The 15,519-nt window shown below is 69.9% G+C and carries 16 protein-coding genes and 3 tRNA genes; 10 read left to right on the top strand and 9 right to left on the bottom strand.

Annotated features, from left to right (window positions below):
- On the top strand, positions 1-309 hold a 309-nt coding region (locus JWR86_RS10245), incomplete at its 5' end, for a cold-shock protein (RefSeq protein WP_299564582.1).
- Positions 310-430: 121 nt separating this feature from the next.
- On the top strand, positions 431-973 hold the full coding sequence (locus tag JWR86_RS10240; RefSeq protein ID WP_299564580.1) for an NUDIX domain-containing protein: 543 nt from the start codon (positions 431-433) through the stop codon (positions 971-973).
- Here JWR86_RS10240 and JWR86_RS10235 read toward each other — a convergent pair.
- Complete coding sequence (locus JWR86_RS10235) at positions 906-1,163, bottom strand: hypothetical protein (protein WP_299564577.1); 258 nt, start codon at positions 1,161-1,163, stop codon at positions 906-908. The two genes, JWR86_RS10240 and JWR86_RS10235, sit on opposite strands and share 68 nt — an antisense overlap.
- 214 nt (positions 1,164-1,377) lie before the next feature.
- Between JWR86_RS10235 and JWR86_RS10230 the strand changes: the two genes are divergently transcribed.
- The 3 genes from JWR86_RS10230 to JWR86_RS10220 all read left to right on the top strand — a co-directional run bounded on the left by JWR86_RS10230 (position 1,378) and on the right by JWR86_RS10220 (position 3,600).
- Positions 1,378-1,462 (top strand) — tRNA-Leu (locus JWR86_RS10230).
- Between the two features lie 104 nt (positions 1,463-1,566).
- Positions 1,567-2,772 (top strand): PQQ-dependent sugar dehydrogenase, encoded by a 1,206-nt coding sequence (locus JWR86_RS10225; protein ID WP_299564575.1) that lies wholly within the window; start codon positions 1,567-1,569, stop codon positions 2,770-2,772.
- 108 nt (positions 2,773-2,880) lie between these two features.
- Entirely contained in the window at positions 2,881-3,600 is a 720-nt protein-coding gene (locus JWR86_RS10220) for an FCD domain-containing protein (RefSeq protein ID WP_299564572.1), read from the top strand.
- A 33-nt stretch (positions 3,601-3,633) separates the two neighbouring features.
- Here the strand turns inward: JWR86_RS10220 and JWR86_RS10215 are convergent, their stop codons facing one another.
- The 6 genes from JWR86_RS10215 to JWR86_RS10190 all read right to left on the bottom strand — a co-directional run bounded on the left by JWR86_RS10215 (position 3,634) and on the right by JWR86_RS10190 (position 10,388).
- Positions 3,634-4,401 (bottom strand): alpha/beta fold hydrolase, encoded by a 768-nt coding sequence (locus JWR86_RS10215; RefSeq protein WP_299564569.1) that lies wholly within the window; start codon positions 4,399-4,401, stop codon positions 3,634-3,636.
- Between the two features lie 123 nt (positions 4,402-4,524).
- A complete protein-coding gene (locus JWR86_RS10210; RefSeq protein WP_299564566.1) occupies positions 4,525-5,298 on the bottom strand; it encodes an SDR family oxidoreductase in 774 nt (257 codons plus the stop codon).
- Positions 5,299-5,397: 99 nt separating this feature from the next.
- The gene (locus JWR86_RS10205) at positions 5,398-6,573 is read right to left on the bottom strand and encodes an ABC transporter substrate-binding protein (RefSeq protein ID WP_299564585.1); all 1,176 of its coding nucleotides are present in this window, start codon (positions 6,571-6,573) and stop codon (positions 5,398-5,400) included.
- Positions 6,574-6,712: 139 nt separating this feature from the next.
- On the bottom strand, positions 6,713-9,016 hold the full coding sequence (locus JWR86_RS10200) for a xanthine dehydrogenase family protein molybdopterin-binding subunit (protein ID WP_299564562.1): 2,304 nt from the start codon (positions 9,014-9,016) through the stop codon (positions 6,713-6,715).
- A complete protein-coding gene (locus JWR86_RS10195; protein ID WP_299564559.1) occupies positions 9,013-9,543 on the bottom strand; it encodes a (2Fe-2S)-binding protein in 531 nt (176 codons plus the stop codon). The genes JWR86_RS10200 and JWR86_RS10195 overlap by 4 nt, the downstream gene beginning before the upstream one ends.
- Positions 9,543-10,388, bottom strand: coding sequence for an FAD binding domain-containing protein (locus JWR86_RS10190; protein WP_299564556.1), 846 nt, complete (start codon positions 10,386-10,388; stop codon positions 9,543-9,545). The genes JWR86_RS10195 and JWR86_RS10190 overlap by 1 nt, the downstream gene beginning before the upstream one ends.
- Positions 10,389-10,655: 267 nt before the next feature.
- Here JWR86_RS10190 and JWR86_RS10185 point away from each other — a divergent pair, with 267 nt between their 5' ends.
- The 4 genes from JWR86_RS10185 (at position 10,656) to JWR86_RS10170 (ending at position 14,429) form a co-directional block, all read left to right on the top strand.
- Complete coding sequence (locus JWR86_RS10185; RefSeq protein WP_299564553.1) at positions 10,656-11,057, top strand: OB-fold domain-containing protein; 402 nt, start codon at positions 10,656-10,658, stop codon at positions 11,055-11,057.
- On the top strand, positions 11,057-12,199 hold the full coding sequence (locus JWR86_RS10180) for a thiolase family protein (RefSeq protein WP_299564550.1): 1,143 nt from the start codon (positions 11,057-11,059) through the stop codon (positions 12,197-12,199). The genes JWR86_RS10185 and JWR86_RS10180 overlap by 1 nt, the downstream gene beginning before the upstream one ends.
- 177 nt (positions 12,200-12,376) lie before the next feature.
- The gene (locus JWR86_RS10175; protein ID WP_299564547.1) at positions 12,377-13,183 is read left to right on the top strand and encodes an IclR family transcriptional regulator; all 807 of its coding nucleotides are present in this window, start codon (positions 12,377-12,379) and stop codon (positions 13,181-13,183) included.
- 16 nt (positions 13,184-13,199) lie between these two features.
- Positions 13,200-14,429, top strand: coding sequence for a CoA transferase (locus tag JWR86_RS10170; RefSeq protein WP_299564544.1), 1,230 nt, complete (start codon positions 13,200-13,202; stop codon positions 14,427-14,429).
- 204 nt (positions 14,430-14,633) lie between these two features.
- Here JWR86_RS10170 and JWR86_RS10165 read toward each other — a convergent pair.
- Both JWR86_RS10165 and JWR86_RS10160 read right to left on the bottom strand, forming a co-directional pair.
- A tRNA-Gly gene (locus JWR86_RS10165) sits at positions 14,634-14,707 on the bottom strand.
- 15 nt (positions 14,708-14,722) lie between these two features.
- A tRNA-Tyr gene (locus JWR86_RS10160) sits at positions 14,723-14,807 on the bottom strand.
- Between the two features lie 222 nt (positions 14,808-15,029).
- On the opposite strand from JWR86_RS10160, the gene JWR86_RS10155 reads away from it, so the two are divergent.
- Positions 15,030-15,500 (top strand): RidA family protein, encoded by a 471-nt coding sequence (locus JWR86_RS10155; protein WP_299564541.1) that lies wholly within the window; start codon positions 15,030-15,032, stop codon positions 15,498-15,500.
- The last annotated feature ends 19 nt before the right edge of the window (positions 15,501-15,519 follow it).

Raw genomic sequence — 15,519 nt, 5'->3', positions numbered from 1 at the left:
GGCGGTGGTTACGGCGATCGCGGCGGCGGTGCCGGCGGCGGCTTCGGCGGCGCTCCCCGGCGCGCGCCCTACCCGGCGGCGGCCCCGACCGGCCCGGTCGAGGATCTCACCGGCACCGTGAAGTGGTACAACCCGGCCAAGGGCTTCGGCTTCATCGCTCCCGACGACGGCGGCCGTGACGTGTTCGTCCACCGCTCGGCGCTGGAACGCGCGCGCCTCCCCGACCTCCAGGAAGGTCAGAAGGTTCAGATGGGCGTGACCCAGGGCATGAAGGGCCGTGAAGTCGCGACCATCGAGGTCATCGACTGATATTAGCCTGGCCGAATGGCCGGGTCTGCGAAGCCCGCTCGTGAGAGCGGGCTTTTTCTTTGGGCCGCCGTGAGCGTAGGCCGCGCCGTCCGCCCGCCTGCCCGTCTCGGGGAGCCCCGACATGCCGAAGCGGAGCGCCGGCCTGCTGCTCTACCGGCACCGGCCGGACGGATCCCCGGAATTCCTGCTGGTCCATCCCGGAGGGCCGTTCTGGGCCCGCCGCGACCTCGGCAGCTGGTCGATTCCCAAGGGTGAGTACGGGCCGGACGAGTTTCCGCTCGCGGCGGCCCGCCGGGAGTTCGCGGAGGAAACGGGGTTTCCGGCGCCGGGCCCCGATGGTGCGCTCGCGCTCGGCGACATCGTTCAGGCGGGAGGCAAGCTGGTCACCGCCTTTGCCTTCCAGGGCGACCTCGATCCGGCTGATCTCCGTAGCAACACCTTCACGGTCGAGTGGCCGCCGGGCTCCGGCCGGCTGGCCACCTACCCGGAGGTGGACCGCGCCGCCTGGTTCACGCCGGACGAGGCCCGCCGGCGAATCCTGCCGACTCAGGCCGTGCTGATCGACCGCTGCCTCGCGGCCCTGTCTGGCCTGCCCTTCAGCCGCGAACCCGCACCACGACCTGCTCGGAGCCGGGCACGATCACCTGCCGGCAGGCGGTCGTGAAATTGTGGAACAGCGGGTAGCCGATTTCGGGAGCCGATCGGCACACGACGCGGTAGCCCGGCACCGGAGTCGGGTTCACCGGGTTGCCGTAGGTCGGGTACGGGTGGTCCGTCGTCAGCGGCGAGATGGCGCAGCCCGAGAGGGCCAGCGCCGCCGCCGCCAGCAGGGATCCACGGATCAGCATACCCATCTCACCATCCCACCCTCCGATCCCAAAACCCTGCCCGGCGCAGCGCCGGGGAATCAAGCGGCGGGCGGCCGGATGCTCGTCCGAAGGCTGAAGATGTCGGCCACCGTCTCCTTTCCGACACCCTTCGGGCCCCGAAGCCGTGCTGCGGCCTTGTGACCCCGATTTCGATCTGTTAGACGACGGCCGTCCTCGCGACGGGTGACCGACGCGGGACGCGGCCATGGCGGAACTGGTAGACGCGCTAGCTTGAGGTGCTAGTCCCGAGAGGGGTGGAGGTTCGAGTCCTCTTGGCCGCACCAAGCCCTCGGCGGGGGGCCTACCCAACCCGCCACACCCAGACGATCAGCTGAACCGGCCGGTGACGGCGGTGTTGTCGTGCGCACGCACCCAACCGCTGGTCGTCATGCGCCCCATCGCTGTCCTCGTTCTCTCTGCGGCTGTGTTCGCGGCCCCCCTGTCGGCGCTTGCGGTGCCGGCCGAGACGAGGCCCGCCAACGCGCCTGGCCAGCGCCCCGCATTCCCGGACCAGACCCGGGCCGAGAGGCCGGCCGGGCCGACTCAGGTCGACGTGACCACCGTCACGGAGGGGCTCGGAAACGCCTGGGGGTTCGCGTTCCTGCCCGACCGGCGGATCATGGTGACCGAGAAGGCCGGCGCGCTGCGCATTGTCGGGCTGGACGGCCGGCCGGGTCCGCCGCTGCGCGGTGTTCCGGCGGTGATGTCGGGAGGCCAAGGCGGCCTGCTCGACGTCGCGCTCAGTCCCGGCTTCGCGCAGGACCGGACACTCTTCCTGAGCTTCAGCGAGCCGCGGGGCCACGGCAGCGGCACCTCCGTGCTCCGTGCGCGCCTGGCCGAGACGGGTGGGTTTGGGTCGCTCGAGGACGCGACCGTCATCTTCCGCCAGGAGCCGTCCTGGTCGAACCAGCTCCATTTCGGCTCGCGAATCGTGCCGGCACCGGACGGCTCGCTCTTTGTCACGGTCGGCGAGCGGTCGGACCCCGAACCGCGGATCCAGGCGCAGGATCTCGGGAGCGGCCTCGGCAAGGTGTTCCGCATCCGGCCGGACGGGTCGGTTCCGCCTGACAACCCGTTTGTCGGCCGCTCAGGCGCGTTGCCGTCGATCTGGTCCTACGGCCACCGCAACACCCAATCGGCCGCCCTGGACCGGGCCGGACGGCTGTGGATCGTGGAGCACGGGCCGCGCGGCGGCGACGAACTCAACCGGCCCGAGGCGGGGCGGAACTACGGCTGGCCGGAGGTCACCTATGGGCTGGACTATTCGGGCGCGCCGATTGGGGCGGGGGTGACGCAACGGGCCGGCACGGAGCAGCCGGTCTATTACTGGGATCCGGTGATCGCCCCCTCCGGCATGGCGCTTTATGACGCCGACCTGTTCCCAGCTTGGCGCGACGCTTTCCTGGTCGGCGGGCTCGGCACCCAGGGTCTGGTGGTGCTGACCATGCGGGACGGCCGGGTGGCCGGCGAGGAGCGCATCCCGGTCGGGGCACGGGTGCGTGACGTCCAGGTCGGCCCGGACGGCGCCGTCTACCTGCTGACCGAGCGCGACCGCGGCGGGTCGCGCATCCTCCGCCTGGCCCCAAAGACCTGAGCCGGCCGAGTCGGCCACGGTCCGCGCCCGCGTGGCCGGCTGCGCCGAACCAACAGCCGCCGGGCTCGACCATTTGAGTTCGCTTTGGTTCTGGATCACAACCATTCGGTGACGGACTCGCTGCAAAGGCTCGAGGAATGGTTGGCCGGTCGGCCGTCCGGTCCGGCAGGGCGTCTCCCGGCCGAGCGTGACCTGGCGGAGCGGCTCAACCTGTCGCGGGCGGAGCTGCGCAAGGCTCTGGCGACGGTCGAGTCGCAAGGTCGGCTCGTGCGCCACGTCGGGCGCGGCACCTTTTTGCGCTTGGGTCCGGCGGACCTGGCGGACGAGCGCCCGCCGGCTCGGCAGGGTGTGGAGCGGATCGCTTCGGAGGAGCGGCTGCCCAGGACGCCGCTCGGCGACATCGCCTCCCCGCGCGATCTGGTGCAGGCCCGGCTGCTGCTCGAGCCGGAATTGGCGGGACTCGCGGCCCTGCATGCCACGCGCCTCTCGCTCGCAGCCATCGAGCACGAGGCGGCGGCCGTCCGCGGCGCAGCCGATTGGGCCGGCTACGACGCGGCCGATTCCCGCCTCCATGCGGCCATCGCGGCCGCCTGCGGCAATGCCCTGCTGGTCGCCCTGGATGAGACGCTCAGAGCGGCCCGAAGGGAGCTGAACTGGGGCGTGCTCGGCGAGCGCGGGCCGGAACCGCCCTCCCCGGACCATCCCTCCGTCCCCCAGCATGCCGCCGTGGTGGCGGCCATCCGGGCCCGCGACCGCCACGGCGCGGTGGCGGCGCTGCGCCATCACCTCATGGTGGAGGCCGCCTCCCTGCTCGGCCCGGGGGCCTGAGGCGGATCGCCCCGACGCGACGTCCCGCTCGCGTCAGCGAGGCTCCTGCAGCGCCGGCAGCAGAACGGACAGGAAGGCGTCCCGCCCCTCGACATGCATCATGTGCGGCGCCCCCGGCACGACCCGGAACTCAGCGCCCGGAATGGCGGCGGCCATCTCCTCGACCAGCCGCGGCGGCACGGCCTCGTCGCGCGCTCCGGCGATGCAGATCGCGGGCACGCGCAACCCAGCCAGTCGGGAATGGGTGTCGAGGCCGGCGATGGCCCGCCAGCCATGCGCCCAACCGCCGACATCGTCCGACAGCAGCCGGCGCCGGACCGGCTCCGCCTCACCGGCGGCGAGGAAGTCCGGCGTGAACCAGCGCGCCAGCGTCGGCTCGAGAACGGCCGCCATCCCGCCGCGCTCGGCCGCCGCACCTCGCTCGGCAATGTTGGGCCGGATGTCATCGGCGAAGCGGCTCGGACAGCCGCAGGGGACGAGGCAGGAGACGAGGTCCGGGTGCCGGAGGGCGAGTTCCTGGGCGATCATGCCGCCAAAGGAGAGGCCGACCACCTCGGCCCTCTCGACCCCGATGGCCCGCAGCAGGCGGGCCACGTCGTCGGCGTAATCCGCCACGGTCGCGCCGGCCTGTGCCGCGGGTGAAAGGCCGTGCCCCGGGAGGTCCACAGCCACCACCGATCGTGAGCTCGCCAGGGCGTCGGCGGTCGCCCGCCAAAAAGTCAGGTCGAGCCCGATCGGGTGCAGCAGCACGGCCCAGGGGCCGGTCCCGGTGCGGACGTGGTGGAGCACGGACGCGGGCATGGCGGGCCTCCTCGCAGGGCTGGAGACGGGCCGCGGCCATCCAGAAAGGCAAGCGGCCCGCCGGCCGGGGGATGCGGGGCTACTCGGGGGAGCGTCCGAGCAGCCCGGCGGCCCGGGTGCGGATCAGATCGAGCGGTTGATGCCGCCGTCGATCACGATCGACTGGCCGGTGATGTAGGCGGCCTGGAGCGAGCACAGATAGGTGCACAATCCGGCGACCTCTTCCGGCTCGCCGACCCGCCGCACCGGAACCGTTGCGGCGAAGCGGCTGAACTGCTCCTCCAGAGTGATGCCGGCCGCCGCGGCCCGGTGGGTAAACAGCTCCACGAGCCGATCGGTCCGGATCGGACCCGGGGCGACGTTGTTCACGGTGATCCCGAACGGCGCCATGTCGTTGGCGACGGTCTTGGCCATCACGCTGACAGCCGCCCGCACGGAGTCGGAGACGCTCAGATCCGACGGCGGCTCCTTCACGCCGAAGCCGGTGAGATTGATGATCCGGCCGCGGCCGGACGCCTTGAGGGCCGGCAGGGACGCCCGGATCAGCCGCACGGCGCTCATCAGAGTGAGCTGGTAGCCGATGTCCCAGTCCGCATCGGTGGCGTTCTCGAAGAAGCCCGTCGGCGGACCGCCCGCATTGGTGATCAGGATGTCGAGGCCGCCGAGCTGGGCGACGGCATCCCTGACCAGTTCCGAGACGGCGGTATCGGACGAGACGTCAGCCGAGGCCCAGCCCGCCGCTCCCACCTCTTTGGCCGCCCGTTCGATCCCCTCCGGATCGCGCGCGCAGATGAAGACGCGCGCGCCCTCATCGGTCAGGGCTTTGGCGCAGGCCTTGCCGAGCCCCTTGCTGGCGCCTGTGACGAGCGCTCTGCAGCCTGAAAGTCCGAGATCCATTCCGTGTTCCTAAGCTTCGCCGTTGTGACCGCGGGGGGGCCGCGCAGATCTGCCGGAGACCTGCGCGGCCGAGGTGATGCGCCCGCAGCCGGTTGTGTTCTACTTGCGGACCAGGGGACACTCGCTCTCGCTGAGCGCCTGGAAGGCATCGTCGCCCGGGATCGTGCTGAGAACCTTGTAGTAGTCCCAGGGATGCTTCGAGTCCTTCTGGCCCTTGACCTCGACCAGATACATGTCGTGCACCATCCGGCCGTCCTCGCGCACCTTGCCGTTGGTGGCGAAGAAGTCGTTGACGGGCAGCTCCCGCATCTTGGCCACCACCTTATCGGTGTCGTCCGTGCCGGCCGCCTGAACGGCCTTGAGATAGTGCATCGTCGACGAGTACACGCCCGCCTGGACCATCGTCGGGGCAGCGCCGTTCATCCGCTCCATGAAGCGCTTCGACCACGCCCGCGTCTCCTCCGTCCGGTCCCAGTAGAACCCGGTCACGAGCAGCAGGCCCTCGGCATTGTCGAGCCCCATCGCGTGCACGTCGCTGATGAAGATGACGAGCCCCATCAGGCGCTGGCCGCCCTGGGTGATCCCGAATTCCCGCGCCTGCTTCACGGAGTTGCTGGTATCGGCCCCGCCATTGGCGAGCGCGATGACCTTGGCCTTCGAGGCCTGGGCCTGGAGCAGGAAGGACGCGAAATCCTGCGTCCCGGTGGGGTGCTTGACGGAGCCCACCACCTTGCCGCCGCGCTCCTTGACGAGCTTCGTCAGGTCGCGCTCGCTGGCGTGGCCGAAGGCGTAATCGGCCGTGATGAAGAACCAGGTGTCAGCGCCCTGGGCCATCACGGCCTTGCCCGTGCCGGTGGCGGTTGCGTAGGTGTCCCAGGCCCAGTGGAAGCCCGTTGGGGAACATTGCTTTCCGGTCAGCTCGGTGGTGCCCGCGCCTGACGTGATCGCGATCTTGTTCTTGGCCTTGGCGGCGGACTGCACGGCGAGGGCCACCGACGAGTTGGTCAGATCCGTGACCATGTCGACCCCTTCGAGGTCGATCCAGCGGTTCGCGATGCCCGAGGCGATGTCGGGCTTGTTCTGGTGGTCGGCCTCAATCACCTCGATCGGCTTGCCGAGCACCGTCTTGCCGAAGTCCTCGACGGCCATGCGGGCGGCCAGGACCGAGCCCTTGCCCGAGATGCCGGCCAGGAAGCCGCTGTGATCGGTGAGAACACCGACCTTCACGGTGTCGTTGGAGATCTGGGCCTGCGCTCCGGGGCAGGCCAGCAGCATGCCGGCGAGCAGCGCCGCAAGCGGGGATCCGAGCCTCGGCACCGCCCGGCGGCGCGGGGCAAAGGTCGTCTTGTCGGCAATCGAGCCTACCATCGTGCTTCCCTCCAGTGAGCGCCTTGTTCGAGGTCGCTGGTTTTCGTTACGGCGTGGCAGGCGGCAGCTTGCCGAGTGCGCGCAGGATCTTCTCGGGCGTGATCGGAAGGTCGGTGATGCGAACGCCGATCGCGTCTTCCACGGCGTTGGCGATGGCGGCCGCGATGCCGGTCGTCGGACCCTCGCCGATGCCCTTCGCCCCGTAGGGCCCCTCCGGGTGGGGAACCTCGATCAGAATGGACTCGATCGGCGGGATGTCGCAGCTGGTCGCCATCCGGTAATCGAGGAAGTTGGGATTGAGGACCTTGCCGTCGCGGTCGAGCACGAGGTCTTCGAACAGCGCCGTGCTGCAGCCAATGGCGGCGCCGCCTTCGATCTGCCCCTCACACGCCACAGGGTTGAGGGTGCGGCCCGTGTCATGGGCCGAGACCACGCGGTGCAGGGTGATCTTGCCCGTATCCGGGTCGACCTCCAGTTCGACGCCCTGACAGCTGTAGAGCCAGAAGGCCGTGATGCGACGGCCCTCCCCCGTCTTGACGTTGAAGGCGGTGGTGTCGGCGGGAACAAACGAGCCCCGGCCGACGATCGGGCCGAAATTGCTTCCCGGCCGGACCCCGGCGAGCTGGGCGAAGGAGCAGAACCGGTTCGAGTCCTTGCGGACAAAGACGGCGCTGTCCCGGACGTCGAGGTTCTCGCGGGGCTCCTCGAGCAGTTCCGAAGCCTTGTCGAGGATCTGCTCGCGCGCGTCGCCGGCCGCCCGAACGATGGCGTTGCCCATGTTGAAGGTGGAGCGGCTCGACGAGGTGGAGCGATCCGGCGGCGTCACCGCCGTGTCGCTCGCGATCAGGTGCACGTCCTCGAAGCGGGCGCCCGCCGCTTCCGCGGCGAGCTGGGTCATCACGGTCCGCGAGCCCTGGCCCATCTCCGTGGTGCTGCACATCACGTTCAGCGTGCCGTCGTCGTTCATCTGGATGAAGGAGCTCGATCCAGAGGGCGCGACGCTCGACTTCGCGGTCGAGACGATGGCCCGGCCGCGGCCCGGCGCCTTCGGCTTGTCCCATTCCATCGCCGACGCGCAGGCGGTCAGGGTCGGGACGAGGCCGACGGCCTTCGGCGTTTCGCCGGTCGCCGTCTCGTCGCCGTCCTGGAGCAGGTTCTGGCGACGGATCTGCACAGGATCCATCTGAAGGCCCCGCGCAATCTCATCCATGTGAGATTCGTAGGCGAAGGACATCTCCATCGTGCCGTAGCTGCGGAAGGCGCTGGTCACGACCTTGTTGGTGTAGACGCAATAGCCGTCGATGGACTGGTTCGGGATCCGGTAAGGACCGGTCGAGGAATAGCTGCCGTTGCGGCACAGCAGCGGGCCGACATCGGCATAGGCGCCGGTGTCCCAGATCACCTCGGCGGTGCGGGCCACGAGGCGGCCGTCCCGCTTCACGCCGGTCCGCAGCTTCACGGTGACGGCGCCCCGCACGCCGAGCGCCGTGAACACCTCCTCGCGGGACATGACCAGCTTCACCGGCCGGCCTCCGGTCTTGAGCGCGAGCGCCACCGCCGGCGGCTCGGCCTTGAGGCCGTGCTTGGCGCCGAAGCCGCCACCGATGAACGGCGTCACCACCCGGATGCGGTGCACCGGCCAGCCGAGCGCGATGGCGAGGTCGTCCGCCGCGAACCAGGGCGATTGCTGGCACGACCACAACGTCATCTGGCCGGCGAGCTCGACCTGGGCGACGACCGCGTGCGGCTCGATGGCGCCGTGATTGAACGCCTGGCTCGTATAGGTTCCCTCGAAGATCTCGTCGGCCTCGGCGAAGCCGGCCTCGACGTCGCCCTTCCGCAGCTTGAAGTGACTGAGAACGTTGCTGTTCGGGATGGGGTCGAACAGCTTCTCGTCGCGCCAGTACTTGTTGAACTCCGGGTGGAGCAGCGGCGCGCCGGAGAGCATGGCCTGGGCCGGATCGAGAACGGCCGGGAGCTCCTCGTACTCGACCCTGATCAGGCTGGCGGCTTCGCGCGCGGCGTCGAGGTCCTCGGCCGCGACCGCGGCGACCGGCTCGCCCACATAGCGGACGCGGTCGATGGCCAGGAACGGCTGATCGCGCAGGGGAAGATTGTAGCGGTAGGGCACGTCGCGGCCGCACACCACCGCCCGCACACCCTTCACCCGGAGGGCCGCGCTCAGATCGATGTTGCGGATCGTCGCGTGCGCCAGCGGCGACCGGGCCACGGCGCCGTGCAGCATCCGGGGAAGCGAGATGTCGGCCGCGAAGGTTGCGCGTCCGAGCACCTTCTCGAGCGCGTCGACCTGTTGCGGCGACCGTCCGATGACGTTCAAGGGGCCGCTCACGACGCCATCTCCGGCAGGCGCCGCTCGGGCCGGGCGCCCAGGGTCTGGGCGGCGGCAAGGATTGCCCGGACGATCCGCACATAGCCGGTGCACCGGCACAGGTTGCCGGCGATGGCGTCCCGAACCTCCTGCTCGGTCGGCCTGGAGTTCTCCTCGAGCAGAGCCAAGCCGGCCATGAGCATTCCCGGGGTGCAGAAGCCGCACTGAACGGCGTGGTGATGGATGAAGGCCTCCTGCAAGGCGTGCAGGCGCCCATCCGAACTGCGCAGGCTTTCCGCCGTCCGGATCTTGCTGCCGATCACGTCGGCGGCGGGCGTGATGCAGGCGAGGCGCGGCACATCGTCGACGAGCACCGTGCAGGCCCCGCAGCTCGCGGATTCGCAGCCTTCCTTGACGCTGGTGCGCCCGCAGGCGTCCCGAAGAACGTCGACCAGGAGACGGTGCGGCGCGATCGTGGCTTCGATCGTCTCGCCGTCGACCTCGAGCTCGACCACCTGCCGAGCGGGCTTCTGTGTCCGTGCATCCATCACTGAGCCCTCAATGTCCCGAGCGCGCGCGACAGCAGCACCCCGAGAAGGTGGCGCCGGTACTCGCCGGAGGCGCGGAAGTCTGACGGCGGCTTCGCCCATGCCGCCAATGCGGATGCGGCCTGCGCCAGGGACGCCGCGTCGCCGCCACCCGCCAGCGCGGCTTCCGCAGCTTCACACCGGGACGGCATGTCCTGTCCGCCAACGGCCGCGACGCGCACGTCCGCGAAACCCTGCGCCGTCACCACGGCCCCGACCGCGACGGAAACGAGCGGAAGATCGAACCCGTCCCGCAGGGCGAAGCGCTGGTAGGCGATCCGGAAGCCCTGCTGCCGGGCGGGCAGACGGAGGCGGGCGATGATCTCGCCCGGGTTCAGAGCGCCCGTTCCGGGCTGGCGCGCATAATCGTCCACCGTCAGGCTGCGCTCACCGCCGGGGCCGACAACGTCGAGCTCGGCGCCGCAGACCTGAAACACGGGCACGAGGTCGCTCACCTCCCAGCCCTGGGCGACGTTTCCCACGGCGGTCGCGGCTGACCGGATGGCGGGCGAGGCAACCTGCGCGGCCACAGCCGCGATCTCGGGCCACAGCTCGCGAAAGGACGGGGCGGCGACCAGCTGGCGCAGGCTGACGCCGGCCCCGATCTGCACGCCCGCGGGAGAGGTCCTGAGCTCGCCGACGGCCGGCAGGAGGTGCAGGGCGACCACCGATTCCGGCCTGATCTGGCCGCGCCGATACTTCGTCAGGACATCGCAACCGCCCATCTTGGCGACGGCGCCCGGCCTGGACAGCAACTGGATGGCGTCCGGCCACGCAGTCGGTCGATGGTAGTGAAACGGGAACACGCGAACGATCCCTCCCAATTCAGCATTCCGTTGAGCGGAACGTATTTCCGGCAAAATATCGGATCGCCTCCGGGGACGCAACTGCCATGCCGTATCTTGCGCCGGCGCGGGCTCGGATGTAACCGTCATGGAAGGCATTTCCGCTGAACGGAACGCCTGGATCTCGTGATCGGGCTTGCCGGACGACCGGGGCGTCTTCCCGGCCGAACCAGGCCCGGCCGGAGCCGGCCCTTTCCGCGGGCGGGTCGACCTGAGGAGCTGATCGTGATGGTGGCTGCAACCGCGCAGGAGCGCACGCCTCCGGAGATGGAGGAAACAAGTTCCGGCCTGCAGGGCGGCCAGTGCCTGTCGTGCCGGGCCTTCAGCTTCCCGTGCGCGCTGATCTGCTCGGAATGCCTGTCCGAAGACATTGTGTCGGCTGAACTGAGCAGCGACGGTGTTCTCTACGCCTATTCGGTCGTCCATCAGGCGCCGGCCGGTTGGCCGGTTCCTTACGCTCTCGGCTATGTCGATCTGCGAGAGGGCGTGCGGGTGCTCGCCCATCTCGAGGGCCCGGCGGGGGAACTGCGCTCCGGAGCTTCGGTCCGGTTCGTCTCCGGCCACGGCAGGACCGCCCCCGACGGGGCTCCCCTCGTCACCTTCGCGATCTCCCAGGAGGAGCAGCTCTGATGAGGGACGTCTTTGTTGTCGGAACGGGGATGATTCCGTTCGGTAAGTTTCCCGAGCGGACCCTGTCTGACCTCGCCTGGCCCGCCGTGAAGCAGGCTTTGGGCGATGCCGGCGTTTCGGCGAAGTCCGTCGAAGCCGTGTTCTGCGGCAGCGCGCTCGGCGGCATGCTGTCCGGACAGAGGATTATGAAGCCGCTCGGTCTGACCGGCATCCCGATCATCAATGTCGAGAACGCTTGCTCGTCCGGATCGTCCGCCTTGCGGCAGGGCTGGCTCGAGATCGCCAGCGGCTCGCACGACATCGTGCTGGTGGTCGGGGCCGAGAAGCTGACCAAGTTCGGCGGCGGCACCCTCCCGCTCGAAACCGAGGATTGGGAGGTCCGCCAGGGCATGGTGATGCCGGCCGTCTACGCCATGCGGGCGCAACGCTACATGCACGAATACGGGCTCACCCGTGAGCAACTGGCGGACGTGTCCGTGAAGGCGCACGATCACGGCGCCCTCAACCCCAACGCCCAGATCCGCAAGCGGGTCACGCGCGAGGAGGTGCTGAATTCGCGCCCCGTCGCCGACCCGTTCACGCTCTGGCATTGCTGCCCGACGGGCGACGGCGCCGCGGCCGTGGTGCTGGCGAGCGCCGAGGCGATGCGCCGCTACAAGCCGGACGCGGCCGTGCGCCTGGCGGCGTCCGAAGTGACATCCGGCATCTACACCAACGGCTTCCGCGACATGACCTGGGCCGAGCTGACGGCGCGCGGCGCGGAGCTCGCCTACGAGATGGCGGGGCTCGGAGCCGAGGACATCGACGTGGCCGAGATCCACGACGCCTTCACCATCGCGGAACTGATGTATTACGAGGCGTTCGGGTTCTGCGAACGCGGCCGCGCCTACGAGCTGCTGGCCAGCGGCGCGACCTCGCTCGGCGGCAACATCGTGGTCAATCCGAGCGGCGGGCTCCTGTCGCGCGGCCATCCCGTCGGCGCCACCGGCGTCGCCCAGGCCGTCGAGGTGGTGCGCCAGCTGCGTGGCGAATCCGGCGCGCACCAGGTCGCCAATGCCCGGGTCGGACTGACGCATGCCACCGGCGGCGGCATCTCCGGGTTCGACCATGGCGCCTGCTCGATCCACATTTTCACGCGGTGACGGGCTTGCCGCGGCCCCTTGGGGCCGCACCGGGTGCGAAGTTCCGCACAGGGCCCGAGCGCTCGGGTCCACGTGCAGCCGTCGTCGGCGTTACACAGGGACATGGGCGATCCCGCATCGCCTGCCCTCGATGACCCCGCCCGGATCGGAAAGCTCGGCGACGGGGCCGGAGACAAGATGAGCGAACGTTCCGACGCCACCACGGCGACGCCATCGGGAACCGTGGTCCGGGTGGTGCGGCTGCTGAGCTTCATGGCTCAGAACCAGGAAACCACCATCCGCGACCTCAGCGAGGCGCTGTCATTGGCGCCGAGCACCTGCCACCGGCTGCTCGAGCTCCTGGCGGCCGAGGGCATGATCGCCCATGACAAGGCCCGCTCGACCTATCGGATCGGAGCGGAATTCTACCGCATCGCGGCCCAGGTGCAGAACCGGGACGACGTTTGCACCAATGCGCGCCGTTTCCTGCGCGAAGTCGTCGAAGCCTGCGACGAGACCTGCGTGCTCAGCCTGTACCTGCCTGTCTCGCGCCAGATGATCTTCGCCGAGCGGGCCGATTCGAGCCGGCTGCTGCGCTACCAGCTGCCGATGAACGTCCCGTTGTCCGCCCTCTGGGGTGCGAGCAGCCGATCGTTTCTCGCCTTTCTGCCCGCCGCCGAGGTGGAACTGATCCGGGCCAAGGAGTCCGTGTCTCCCGCCTCCGGCGAGCCGGTGCCGGAGCGGGCCGCGCTGGAGCGGGAGCTCGAGGAGATCCGCCGGCGCGGCTTCGCGGTGTCGCGGGGCCAGAAGATCGCCGGCGCGGTCGGCATCAGCGCGCCCGTGTTCCGGGCCGAAGGTCAGGTTCTCGGCAGCCTCGGCATCACCGTGCCGGAGATCCGGGTCAGCCCGGTCGACCTCGAGCGCCTCGGTCAGCTCGTCACGACGAAGGCCCAGGCCTTGTCGGAGACGCTGGGAGCTGAACCGTCGCCTGTTCCAAAAACCTAGCAGCGCGGAAACGACAATGACGCCAGCAGCACCGGACGCCGGACGCGGTCCCCTTGCGCGCCTCAGGGTCCTTGATCTGACCCAGTTCCTGGCCGGGCCCTACGCCACCCAGATCCTGGGCGACCTCGGCGCAGAGGTGATCAAGGTGGAATCACCGGAGGGCGACATGACCCGGCGGCTGCCGCCGCATTTCGTCGGCCGCGAAAGCGCCTATTACCTCGCCAGCAACCGCAACAAGCTCAGCCTCGTGGCCGATCTCAAGCACCCCGAAGGGCAGCAGATCGTGCGCGAACTCGCGCTGGCCTGCGATGTGGTGGTCGAGAATTTCCGGCCGGGCGTCTTGAGCCGGCTCGGGCTCGATTACGATTCGCTGGCGGCCGAAAAGCCGTCGCTGGTCTGGTGCTCGATCAGCGGCTTCGGTCAGGACGGACCTTATCGCGACCGGCCGGCCTACGACATGATCGTGCAGGCGATGTCCGGCGGCATGAGCCTGACGGGCGAGACCGATGGACCGCCGGTCCGGTCCGGCCTGCCGGTTGGGGACCTGGCCGCCGGCATGTACGGCGTGATCGGCATCCTGGCCGCCGTGGAGGAGAGCCGGAGCACCGGCAAGGGCCGTTTCGTTGACGTCGCCATGCTGGATTGCCAGGTCGCGATGCTGAGCTACCAGGCGGCCTACCACCTCGCCTCCGGCCAGGTGCCGGGCCGTCAGGGTCGCGGCCACGATTCGATCCCGACCTACCGGGCCTTCACCTGCGGCGACGGCGCCGACGTCGTGATCACGGCCAACACCGAGAAGATGTGGCGGCAGCTCTGCGACGTGCTCGCCCTGCCCGACCTGCCCCAGGACGCTCGCTTCCTGACCAACGAGGCGCGCTACCGCAACCGCCAGGAGCTCTGGCCCATCCTGGAACAGGCGTTCCAGGGCCGGGCCGCTGCGGACTGGCTGGACCGCCTTCTGGCCGCCGAAATCCCGGCCGCCATCGTCAACACGCTGGAACAGAGCCTGAGCGATCCCCAGGTGCTGCACCGCGGAATGGTGGCGACCCTCGACGGCCCGAACGGCGAGCGGCTCCGCGTGGCCGGAAACCCGATCAAGCTCCGCGGCGCCGAAGAGCCCCCCGCCGGCTACCCGCCGGCCCTCGGCCAGCACAGCGAGCAGGTGCTCGTGGATGCGCTCGGATGGGACCGGGACCGCGTCGCCGACCTCGCCCGAAGAGGCATCATCCGCGGCCCGGCGGCGTGATTTGGGGGGGGGGCGCTCCCGGTGAGGGGCGCTGCACGGGGCCGCTAGGCGCGCGGCGCTCCCTGAGAGGGCCACGCCCCCGGAGTCGGCCAGCCACGGCTGGCCCTGCCTCGAACGGCATGGCTGAACGCGCACGACGTGAACCGGATTCCAAACAATCCGGCCGGCGTGCGGAATCGCGCTAGGCTATCGATTCGAGAGAACTGGAGCGGGTGAAGGGAATCGAACCCTCGTCATCAGCTTGGAAGGCTGTTGCTCTACCATTGAGCTACACCCGCGGGGTCGGCGGGGCGTGGTGGGGGAAGTAGGACTCGAACCTACGAAGGCTAAGCCAGCGGATTTACAGTCCGCCCCCTTTGCCGCTCGGGACATTCCCCCAAGGTCACGCTCGCACGAGACCGTCCCGCTGCCGAGGCAGCCGGGAGGCGGCGTTATGGTGACCGCTCCCCGGGGTGTCAACCCGCCGCGCCGCCCATTGCACACGCGGCACCTGTCGGGGCCGCACGGCGGGGGACAGGTCCCTGGGGCCAGCCCTGCCCTCCCGCGCGCTTGCCCGTGCGGGCCGCATCGGTGAGAACGGGACGAATCGGAGGTTCAGGCGTGGGTCAGGTCGAAAAGCGGCTCCAGGAGCTCGGAATCGTGTTGCCGCGGCCGGCGACGCCGGTGGCCAATTACGTTCCCTTTGTGAGGTCGGGCGCGACGGTCACCATCTCGGGCCAGATTTGCCTCGGGCCGGACGGCCGCATCGCGCCGGAGCATCTCGGCAAGGTCGGCGCGGACGTGTCGGCCGAGACGGCCCATGCGGCGGCTCGGCTCTGCGCCGTCAACGTGCTGGCCCAGCTCAGGGCCGCCATCGGCGACCTGGATCTCGCCCGCCGCTGCATCCGGCTGGGCGGCTTCATCGCCAGCGCGCCTGATTTCACCGGCCAGGCCACGGTCATGAACGGCGCCTCCGACCTGATGGTCGAGGTGCTTGGTGAGGCGGGCCGCCATGCCCGCTCGACGATCGGCGTGGCGGGCCTGCCGCTCGGCGCTTCGGTCGAGGTCGAGGCGACGTTCGAGGTGGCATGACAGCGCCGTCCTGGCTGGT

It is taken from the genome of Enterovirga sp., from assembly GCF_028290205.1.
Taxonomy (GTDB): domain Bacteria; phylum Pseudomonadota; class Alphaproteobacteria; order Rhizobiales; family Beijerinckiaceae; genus Enterovirga.
Note: the sequence above shows the minus strand (reverse complement) of the source record. Positions and strands in the feature narration are given on the sequence as shown.

Excerpts from the sequence above, each read along its gene's own strand:
- JWR86_RS10205 (WP_299564585.1), bottom strand. The coding sequence starts at position 6,573 with ATGCTGCTGGCCTGCCCCGGAGCGCAGGCCCAGATCTCCAACGACACC.
- JWR86_RS10175 (WP_299564547.1), top strand. The coding sequence starts at position 12,377 with ATGAGCGAACGTTCCGACGCCACCACGGCGACGCCATCGGGAACCGTG.
- JWR86_RS10185 (WP_299564553.1), top strand. The coding sequence starts at position 10,656 with ATGGTGGCTGCAACCGCGCAGGAGCGCACGCCTCCGGAGATGGAGGAA.
- JWR86_RS10195 (WP_299564559.1), bottom strand. The coding sequence starts at position 9,543 with ATGGATGCACGGACACAGAAGCCCGCTCGGCAGGTGGTCGAGCTCGAG.
- JWR86_RS10240 (WP_299564580.1), top strand. The coding sequence starts at position 431 with ATGCCGAAGCGGAGCGCCGGCCTGCTGCTCTACCGGCACCGGCCGGAC.
- JWR86_RS10215 (WP_299564569.1), bottom strand. The coding sequence starts at position 4,401 with ATGCCCGCGTCCGTGCTCCACCACGTCCGCACCGGGACCGGCCCCTGG.
- JWR86_RS10225 (WP_299564575.1), top strand. The coding sequence starts at position 1,567 with ATGCGCCCCATCGCTGTCCTCGTTCTCTCTGCGGCTGTGTTCGCGGCC.
- JWR86_RS10180 (WP_299564550.1), top strand. The coding sequence starts at position 11,057 with ATGAGGGACGTCTTTGTTGTCGGAACGGGGATGATTCCGTTCGGTAAG.
- JWR86_RS10170 (WP_299564544.1), top strand. The coding sequence starts at position 13,200 with ATGACGCCAGCAGCACCGGACGCCGGACGCGGTCCCCTTGCGCGCCTC.
- JWR86_RS10235 (WP_299564577.1), bottom strand. The coding sequence starts at position 1,163 with ATGGGTATGCTGATCCGTGGATCCCTGCTGGCGGCGGCGGCGCTGGCC.
- JWR86_RS10210 (WP_299564566.1), bottom strand. The coding sequence starts at position 5,298 with ATGGATCTCGGACTTTCAGGCTGCAGAGCGCTCGTCACAGGCGCCAGC.